Annotated in this window: 4 protein-coding genes; all 4 read right to left on the reverse strand. The window is 74.7% G+C overall.

What is annotated here, in order from left to right; genetic code table 11:
• The coding region (locus N866_RS12735; protein ID WP_034226883.1) for an AfsR/SARP family transcriptional regulator at window positions 1-2,326 on the reverse strand (2,326 nt) is incomplete at its 3' end.
• A gap of 231 nt (window positions 2,327-2,557) precedes the next feature.
• Window positions 2,558-3,916, reverse strand: a complete 1,359-nt coding sequence (locus tag N866_RS19965; RefSeq protein WP_052023012.1) for a sensor histidine kinase — start codon at window positions 3,914-3,916, stop codon at window positions 2,558-2,560.
• Window position 3,917: 1 nt separating this feature from the next.
• On the reverse strand, window positions 3,918-4,607 hold the full coding sequence (locus tag N866_RS12745) for a response regulator transcription factor (protein ID WP_216699445.1): 690 nt from the start codon (window positions 4,605-4,607) through the stop codon (window positions 3,918-3,920).
• Window positions 4,608-4,817: 210 nt separating this feature from the next.
• Entirely contained in the window at window positions 4,818-9,797 is a 4,980-nt protein-coding gene (locus N866_RS12750; RefSeq protein ID WP_052023013.1) for a peroxidase family protein, read from the reverse strand.
• Window positions 9,798-10,115 lie beyond the last annotated feature (318 nt).

The raw sequence follows: 10,115 nt of genomic DNA on the forward strand, positions 1-10,115 counted from the left end.
CGAGGTCGTGCGCCACGAGGCACCGGAGCGCCGCCAGGCGGTCGGCGACGTCCCCGTGCCGGTCGTCGCCGAGCAGCGCGGCGGCCTGCGCCAGCCCGCGCTCGGCGCGGAGAGCGTCGCCGAGGACCGCTGCCGGCGTCCAGGCGTGCACCAGGACCTCGGCGCGCAGGACCGGGTCGTCGCTCAGCTCCCAGGCCTGCCTGGCCCAGCGGCGCACCGCGCGCAGGCGGCGGCCGGGGACCGACACCTCCCGGATCATGCGGACCCGCGCGGACCACCGGTCGGCGGTGTCACCTCCCGCATCGGCGGCACGGATGGCCGACCGGAGCCGCGCATGGAGGTCCGTGAGGTCGCCGTCCGCGGCGGACCGCGTCGCCGACGCCTCCGGCCCCCGGCCGGTCGCGGTGGCGGCGCTGCTCCACCCGAGCAGCAGCCCGGCGGCGTCCCCCCGGTCCGCGTCGACCGTCGGGGCGTCCGTGGACGGGCGGCGCAGGGCCGGGAACACCTGCTCGGGCTCCGCGTCCGCGGCTGCGCGGGCCGCCTCGAGCGCCGCGGCCCGCGCGAGCCCCGGCTCACCGGCGGACTCCCAGTGGGCGACCCGCTCGGCCACGGGGATCGTCGCGCGCTCCGCGATCCTCCGGTGCAGCTCGCGGCGGGCCGACGGGCGCAGCCACGACAGGAGGAGATCGGCGAAGACCTCGTCGCGTGCGGCGCACCCGCGCGGTGAGTGGGACACCAGCGACAGGTCGACCAGGCGGTCGAGCGCGTCGGCGATGGCGCCGAGGCTGGGTTCGTCGAGGCCGACGAGCGGCAGGAGGAGCTCGGGCGTCACTGCCCGACCGGCGGCGGCCGTGAGCTGGAGGACCTCCATCTCGGTCGCCGACAGCCGGTCGACGGCCAGGGCGAGCAGCCGGTGCGACCAGGAGTCCGCGTCCGGGGCGGTGTCGAGGACGACCAGCCCGGCGCTGGTCGCCGCCACCCGTCCCGTGTCGACCCACTCGCGCACGGTGCGGAGCACGGCGACCGGGTTCCCGTCGGTCTCCGCCGCGACACGGTCGACGAGGGCGTCGGACACCGCGCCGGCGAGCACGGCCGCGCACAGCTCGGACACCTCCTCCCTGGCCAGCGGCGGGAGCCGGAGCTGCTGGGGCCGGACCCCGAGGGCGTCCTGCACCACCTCGGCGAGACCCGGCGGCAGGGTCCTCCCGGCCAGGACCAGGCAGGTGGCGACCGGCGTCAGCGTGACGCGGAGGAGGTCACCCACCTGCTCCGCGGTGAGGTGGTGCACGTCGTCGACGAGGACCACGGGAGCGCGTCGGGCGTCCTCGGCGCCGTCCAGGACAGCCCTGTGGTCGCCGTCCGGGCGGCACACGACACGGCCCGTCGTCCGCGGACCCAGCGTCTCCTGGACGAGGCGGGTCTTGCCGGCGCCCGCCGGCGCCTCCAGCAGGACGACGGCGCGGCGCCCGTCGGCCGCGGCCGCCGCGGCCACCTCGCGCAGCCACGCCTGCTCGTCGCCGCGGCCCCGGAACGGCGGCTCGGTGACCGGCGGGTACGCCGGGTCCAGGAGCTCCTGGTGCAGGCGCTGCGTCGGCGGCGACGGGTCCGCACCGACGTGCTCGGTGAGCGCGTGGCGGCACCGGTCGTACGTCTTGAGGGCCAGGGCGGCCTCCCCGGTGCCCCGCTGTGCCCGCATGAGCACGCGGTACGCCCGCTCCGAGCAGGGCTCGAGCACGAGCGCGCGCTCCGCGAGCTCCGTGGCGTCACGCCACCAGGCGAGCTGTGCCGCGGCCTCGGCCGCCTCCAGCATCATCGTCCGGTGGGCCGAGGCGAGGGCCTCGCGCTCACGCTCGACCCAGTCCCCGCTCGCGTGGTGCGGCAGGAGGTCGCCCAGGTAGAGGGCGTCCGCCTGGCGCGCGGCGAGGAGCGCGCCGGCGCAGTCGCCCTGGGTGAGCCCCCGACGGACCTGCTGGGCGAGGCCCCGGAAGGCGTGGGCGTCCACCCAGGCCCCGGTCAGGGCGAGGCCGCCGAGCCGACGCTCGACGCAGTTGGCGCGCAGCACCTTCCGGACGCGTGAGGCGGCGGTGCGCAGGCTCGCGCGCCCGTGCGGCTCGTCGGCGTGCGGCCACAGCTGCTCCAGGAGCGTCTCCACGTGGACGGCTTCGCCGACGTGCAGCGCGAGGATGCGCAGCAGGTCGGCCGTCTGCGTCGTGGGCCACTCCGACGGGCGCACGACGGTGCCGTCGGCCCGGCGGACCCGCAGCGGGCCCAGCACACGGACCTCGATGTCCTCCCGGGAGAGGTCGTCGAAGGAGCTCGTGGTCATCGTGACTCCAGACGGAGGGGTCGCCTCCGGTCGCCGGGGACGTCGCGGCGGCGCGGTCCGAGACGACACCGCCCCACCTCGTGATCACTGTGTCCGATTCGTCCCCGTCCCCGTCAGCCCCGCGTGAGGGGGGTGCTACCCCCCTGTCGGGGTGCGGCCGAACGGGTGACCCGGGCCCGTGGGGAGCCGTCGACCGGCGTCTCTCGCGGTCAGGGGACGGGTGCTGTCGGGTCAGGGGACGGGTGCCGTCCGGCGGTCGTCGGCACCGATCACGGGGAAGCGGGCGCTCAGCACCGTGCCTCCGCCGGGCCGTGGCCCCAGCGAGAACGTGCCCCCCGCGTCGCGCAGGGTGTCCTCGAGGAGGCGCAGCCCGAGGTGGCCCGGGCGGGACCGGGACACCCCGGGGTCGACGCCGCGCCCGTCGTCGCTCACCTCGACGACGACGTGCTCGCGGTCCGCCTGGACGGTCACCTCGGCACGGGCGGCCCCCGAGTGCCGGGCCACGTTGCGCAGCGCCTCCCGGACCACGCGGTGGGCCAGCAGCAGGGAGGGCCGGGACGTCCCGGCGTGGCACACGACGTCGCACACGACCTCGACACCCGCCCGACGAGCCGGTCCGGCGAGCTCCTCGACCGCCGCCCGCAGACCGTGGGCGTCGAGCTCCGCCGGGTACAGGTCGACGAGCAGGGAGCGCAGGGCTCGCACGTCCCTCTGGACGATGTCGCGCGCGGTGCGCAGCGTGTCGCCGTCGATGCCGCCGTCGGCGGGTGCCGCGGAGAGCAGGTACCCCAGGCCGGCGAGGTCCTGGACGACGCCGTCGTGGAGGTCCTGCGCGACGCGCCGTCGCTCGAGGTCGGTGGCCTCGGCGGCGTGCCGGAGCAGCCGCTCCCGCTCGACCCGCGCGCCGTCGACCCGGCGTGCCAGGGACATGGACAGCGGCAGGACGCCCAGGACGAGGAGGATCAGCGCGCCCACGGTGATCGTCAGGACGACCCGGAGCAGCTCCCGGGTGTCCGCCTCCAGGCGGGCGACCGGGACGTACAGCTCGACGAGCAGGGGGTTCCCGTCGGCGTCGACCGTGCCCGCGTACACCTCGATCAGCGGGCCGACGCCGCGCTCGCCGCGGTTCTCCTCCCGCTCCAGTGCGCTGAGGTGGGCGTCGGTCCCGGCCGTCTCGAGGAGGCCCACGTGCCGGGGGGCGAGCTCGAACTGCTGCCCGATGAGGTCCGGGTCGTCGCTCCAGAGGATGGTGCCGTCCGGGTCCCACAGCTTGACCCGCGCGATGGAGCCGTCCTCGGTGCGACGACGGACGAGGTCCTCGACGGTCTCCAGCGCCGCCGGGTCGCCGGCGCGGAACTCGGCGTCCACGGACGGCGCCAGGACCCGGGTGCCGAACGCCGCGGCCAGCCGCTCGGCGTCCCGGAGGCTCTCCTCCCGCACCGCCGCCCGGCCGAGGACCACCGTGCCCAGGACGACGGCGACCAGGAGGACGCCGGTCAGCACGGCGAACCGGCGCACGGCGCGACGGACCTCCGAGGTCCCCGCCGGGACCGTGGCCTCGGCCGGTGTCGCGGTCAGGGTCCCGCGCACCTCAGGTCCGGCCGACGCGGGTGAGGCCCCGCCGGCTGGCCGCGACCACCGCCTCCAGCTGCGTGTGGGCGTCGAGCTTCACCAGGAGCGACTTCACGTAGCCGCGGCACGTGTGGACGGAGATGCCGAGCTCGCGGGCGATCGCCCGGGCGTCCAGGCCGTCGGCCAGCAGCTCCAGGACGTCGTGCTCCCGCGGCGTGAGGTCGTCCGCGGCGCGTGAGCGGTCGGTCTCCGTGAGGAGGAAGGACAGGAGCTCCGGGTGCAGCACGAGGTCGCCCCGTCGGACCCGGCGCAGGACGTCGAGCAGCTCCCCGACCGAGCCGTCCTTGGGGACCACGCCCACCGCGCCGGCCGCCGCGGCGCGCCGGACGAGCTCGCCGTCGGCCAGGGCGCTGAGGACGACGACGAGGAGGTCGGGATGGCTCGCGGTGAGGCTGCGGGTGAGCGCGATACCGTCCTCCGCGTCCTTGCCGAGGTCGACGTCGGTCACCACGATGTCGGGACGGAGCAGGTCGACCTGCAGCCGGGCGCTGGAGGCGGACTGGGCGTCCCCGACGCACTCGAGGTCCGGCTCGTCGCACAGGGCACGGGCGAGGAGCTCGGCGAAGGTCCGGTGGTCATCGACGACCAGGACCCTCTGGACGCGCGGCTCGCTCCGCGCCGGCAGGTCTGCGGCACTCGGTGCGTCCACGGTGTCACCGTCCCCCGTCCGCGCGACCGACCTGGGTGAGGTCTGGCTCGGCGGTCAGGGGTCATCCTCGTCCACACAGGAAGTGAAGTACAGGGATCAACCGTCCTCTCACCCGGTTGGCCCGCTCGGGCAGGTGAACGGGCCACGGTCGGGACACGGCGGCCGTGGCACCCGCGAGGGGTGCCACGGCCGCCGCGCTCGGACGCCGCGCTACCGGCCCGTGCCCCTCAGCGTGACCCTGGCCGGGACGCCCGGGGCGTTGCTGCTGATCACGAGGCCCGCCGTGTGGACCCCGGCCGACGTCGGCCGGAAGCTCACCGCGAGGTTGCAGCTGCGCCCGGGTGCGAGCGACGCGGGGCAGGTGCCCCGGGCCGCCGTGAACGGCGCGGCCATCGGGTCGACGGTGAGTGCGCCGATCACCAGCGGAGCGTTGCCGGTGTTGGTCACCCGCAGGTTCGCGCTGCGCGTCTGGCCGACGCGAGCGGTGCCGAGGTCCAGGGACGCGGCCACGGACACCGCCGGCGCCGTGGGTGCCACGCCGGTCCCGGTGAGCGCGACGGTCGAGGGTGCCCCCGCGGCGTCGTGCGTCACCGTGAGAGAGGCCGACCTCGCCCCGGCGGTGGTGGGCGTGAAGGTCACGTCCACGGTGCAGCTCCCGCCCGGCGCGACGCTGTCGCACGCGGTCGTGAAGCGGAACTGCGTCGCGTCCGCCCCGGTCAGGCCGACGGCGCTGACGAGGAGCGGGCCGGTGCCCGTGTTGGCCACGGTGACCTGCTGCGCGACGGGTGCGGAGCCGACGACGACGCTGCCGAAGGCGAGCGCGCCCGGCGAGACCGACGCGACCGGGACGGGCACCGGGTCGGCGGCGACGACCGGGTCCGTCGCCTGCGAGGTGACCTGCTCGAGGGTCCCCACGGGGCTGCGCGTGTCGGTGTAGGTGTAGACGACCCGCAGACGCTTGCCCGCGTCGGCGGCGGTCGGGACGTACCGGTCGTTGGTGACGCCCCCCGGGCTGGTCGTGGCCTCACCGGTGGCCGCGGACCACTCGCCGGCCTCCTCGACCTGCCAGGTGTACCGGCGGGTCGTGGCGCTGATGCCGTCGGCGTCCGTGACGTCGTCGGTCACCGTGAGCTGGACACCCTCCCGGGGCGGCAGGACGGCCAGGGTGACCGTGCCGGCCGGGAGGTTGTTCGGTGCGTCGGCGACCGGGACCGTCTGGTCGGCGAAGGCGAGCCGCTGGATGTTGCGCAGGACGTCGGTGCCGTCGGAGAGCCGCAGGCGGTCCGGGTCGGGCCGGCCACCCGGACGGGCGTGGAACACCCGCCACGTCCCCGGGGTGATCTCGGTGAGGTCGTAGTCGGCACGGTTGCCGGAGTAGACGGCCGTGTTGATCGCGCCGACGTCGGTCGCCGTGAGGATCTCGCGCACGACCGTGATGTCGCCCGGCCTGATCGTCCCGGCGAACACGGCGGTACGGAGCTGGTCCAGCGTGTCGAACCGCTGGGCGCCGACACGGAGCTGGGCGTTCAGCGACGCGCTGCCGTCGATGAAGTCGTCCCCGGCGCGGCCCTCGACGAGGTCGCTCCCGGTGCCGCCCAGGATGATGTCGTTGCTCGTGCCGGCCGTCATGAACGGTGCTGCGTAGGCGGGATTCGCCCCACCACCCAGCAGGTCGCGCAGGCCGGCGACGCGGTCCAGGTGGGCCTGGGTCAGCTCGTGACCCTCGCCCGTCCCGAGCCCCTCGTCCTGCCGGCCCTTGCCGCGCAGGACGTCGTTGAGGTTCCAGCCCGAGAGGCCCTCGACCAGGTCGTACCGGTCGCGGAAGTTCTCGGACGTGGGCGGCTGGAACACGGTGTTGTCCATGTCCGCGTCAGCCGCGCTCGGGTCACCCTTGTGGGTCACCCAGTCGAAACCGAGCATGCCCTCGTGACGGTCCGTGCCCGCGCTGGCGACGATGGTGTCGTCGCCGCCCTCGGTGTCGAGGTCGTCGTTCCCGGGCCCGCCGAGGAGCACGTCGTGGCCGCCGTTCGGGTCGTTCTGGAAGCCGTTGGCGTTGTCGCCCTGGACGAGGTCGGCGCCGCCCCCGCCCTCGAGCCAGTCGTCGCCCTCGTTGCCGGCGATCTGGTCGTGGGCCGGCCCGCCGAGGACGAGGTCGTCCCCGGTGCCGGCGAAGGTCGAGCTGAGGTCGAGGGGGTTGACGACGAAGTCCCGTCCGGAACCGCCGAGGAGGAGGTCCTCCCCGGAGCCGCCGTTGAGGGCGTCGTCGCCCCTGCCGCCCTTGAGGTTGTCGTCGCCGCCGAGGCCGTGGAGGATGTCCGATCCCGCGCCGCCGACGACGGCGTTCGCCCCCGCGCCGCCGGTGATGAGGTCGTCGCCCCCGTGGCCCCAGAGGGAGTCGTCACCGATGCCGCCGCGGAAGCGGTCGTTGCCGGGCGTGCCGTGGATGTTGACGTGGGCGTCGCCGACGTACCGCCACTCGGTGCCGTCGAAGGTCATGCCCTGACCCGCCCAGTCCGGCTGCGGGTTGGCGAGGTCGAACGTGTGGTCCGGCGTCGCGAAGATCTCGGCCGGCAGGAGCTCCGCGTCGGTGGTGCGCATGATGATCGACGAGAAGGAGTTCGCCTCGAGCTGGTGGAACAGGTTGAGGCCGATGTTGCGCGACAGGTAGTAGAACCGGTCGCCGTTCTGCAGGCTCTCCAGCTGCGTCTCGAAGACGTGGTTGAAGGTCGTGCCGAGGAACCCGGCGAAGGGCACGTTGCGCTCGGCGAGCCCGCCCATCCAGAAGTCCACCGAGTTGAGGCCGGACTGCGCCGCCGGGGCGGTGAGGAAGGCGTCGTCGGCGGCGACGAGCGCCTGGGCGGCGGCCCGGCGGGACGCGACGGTCGGCCGACCGTTGTCCGCCGTCTCGTCCGCCTCGGTCCCGGGGTCGTCGGCCAGCTGCCCGTCCGGTCCGGCGTCCGTGAGGATCGTCGGGTGCGTGCCGTAGGCGGCGATGAAGTTGACCAGCGACTCGGGGTTCCGCAGCGCGGTCCCGAACGCCTTCCAGTGCGCATAGGGCTCGAGGTCGGGGTCCCCGGTGACGTCGAAGAACCGGGTCCGGGCCGCCTGCAGCGACGGGACACCGGCGTCCCGCCCGCGCATGAGGTTGATCGCGGCCAGGTCCAGCGGCAGGCCCAGCAGCTCGTTGCGCAGGGTCTCCGTGACGAACTCGTCGATGCCGCTGCCGGGGTGGGCCACCATGCCGGTCACGACGGAGCCGGCTGCCTCCTCCGGCGTCATGAGCGGCACGGCGCAGACGCCGTCGACGTCCTGCGGCAGGACCGGGCAGCGGAACGCCCGGGGGTTGAGGAAGGCGTCGAGCAGGCTCAGCTCCTCGGCCCCCACCCGGTGCACCGTCTCGGTGAGCATCGAGTGCCCGAACCGGTAGACGACGTGCGCGAACTCGGCCGTGATCGCCGCGTTGAGGTCGGTGTGGTACCCGCTCTCGTTGTTGGGCACGGTGTCGATGAAGGGCGCGATCGTGCGGCCGAACTCCTCGAAGACGAGGTGCTGGTACTCCATCTCCGTCACGTAGCGCGCCGCGTGGAAGAGGCGGACGCCGTAGGCCCAGCGGTTCGCGCCCTCGGTCTCGTAGCGGGCCTTCAGGGCCGGGTTCTCGTCGAGGATGCGGGCGATGTCGTCCGCCACCCGGTTGTGCTCGGCGTGGAAGACGTGGTGCACGGCGGTGAGGCCGATGTTCTCGTTGCCGCGGCCGTCACCGGTCATGAAGTGCGCGTCGAGCAGGTCGCCGTCGAACACCGGCTCCCGGTCGAGGAGCTGCTGCCGGGTGCCCCGCAGGAGCCGGTCTCCCCGGGAGCTGAACGGGCTGGCGGCGTGCGCGATGTCGTCGAGGAACGCGTGGTTCGCCCGCAGGGCGCCCGCCGAGGCCGGTGCGACCGGGCTCACCAGGCTCGCGTCGACGAAGCCCGTCGGGGTCGCGATCTGCGGCAGGCCGTTCGCCCCGGGCACGAGGTTGCCGTAGGGGTCGGTGCGCAGCAGCGGGACGTTGACGACGTCGTAGTCGCTCAGCGCGATGCCGAGCTTCGTTGCCGCCTGCGCCTTGATGTCCGCCCACGTCGCCAGGCCGCCCTCGGGGCTGTCGAGCAGCTGTCCCGTGGCGACCGGTCGGCCGTCCACCATCGCGTACTCGCGCAGGAACGCCTGGTGCGAGGGGTGGGACGTGTAGGTCTGGTTCTGGTCCACGAACGGTGTGGTGCGGTTGGTGTGGTCCCGCACGTCGTCCGCGGTGCCGAGCACGCCGTCGGGCCCGGGCTTGTTCGTCGCCCGCGTCAGGGTGAGGAAGTTCAGCCGCCCGTCGTCCGGGGTGCCCGCGATGCCGTCGACCCCCGCGTCGTAGAGCGGGTCGTCGTGCTGGAGAGGGACGACGACGCTGCCGCTGCCGCCCTTGCTCACCAGGTCCAGGCCGTGGTCGAAGAACTGACCGAAGAAGGTCATCCACGTGTTGTACGGGGCGGACAGACCCTCGTCCGGCGCCTCGTTCGGGATGAAGAGGCGGCCGTCCGGCGCCGTCGTGGAGCCCTCGACCTTCCCGGCGACCGCGACGGCGGCCGGGTTCCCGGTGGTCTGGTCGACGATGAGGTTGCTGGTGACACGCGGGTGGGAGTCGTACACGAAGCCGGAGGTCTGCCGGTAGCAGGTCGGGGTCGCGAACTCACCGGTGCACACGGCGGTGGTCCCGGGGGTCGTGGGCGCGCCGGCGGGCGGTGCCTCGCCGACGCCGGGCCGCAGGTCGATGTCGAGCAGTCGGGTCATCGGCTGGTCGGCGGAACCGAACCTCGACTGGCCCGGCAGGAGGTTGTTGAAGGAGCCGTCCACGGTGCGCAGGCCCCACGGCAGCTGCGGGTGCGGGACGCACGTGCCGCTGGTGTCGGTCGGCGAGGCGCAGAGCAGGGGGTTGCCGGCGGCGTGGCTCTCGCTGATCTTGATCTGGGCGAGGATGAACTCCAGGTCCGACGGGAGGATCTCGAAGGACGGCGACGGGTCCGTCACGACGGCGGCGGCGGTGGTGGGTGCGACGACCATGCCGGCGGTCGCGAGGCCCGCGCTGAGGACGGCGGCGAGGAGGCGCTTCGGCCGTCGGGGGCGGGGGGCGAGCGGTGCGGTCGCGAGCTCGCGTCCGGCCCTACGCATCGAAGGCTCCGGTGACCTCGACGGGGCGACCGGTGGGCACGTGGTGGGACGACATGGCGGGTCCTTTCCTCAGCGGCCTGTGCGTCGTCGGGATCGCGACGCTGGGAAGGTGCATGGCTGGCACGTTCCGCTCGGCACCCTCGTGGCCGGCCGTTACGAGAGCGCAAAGTCCCTCGGGCGGGAGCCGTCCTCGTGCCCGCCGGCACCCCCGCCGCCTCGTCCGCGGGAGCCGGCGGCCGCGCCCAGCAGCGCCACGGCGGCCACGGCGAGCAGGGTGCCCGCGAGGGTCGTGTCCGCCTGCCCGGCCCCGGGGAGGCC

It is taken from the genome of Actinotalea ferrariae CF5-4 (assembly GCF_000603945.1).
GTDB classification, from domain to species: Bacteria; Actinomycetota; Actinomycetes; order Actinomycetales; family Cellulomonadaceae; genus Actinotalea; species Actinotalea ferrariae.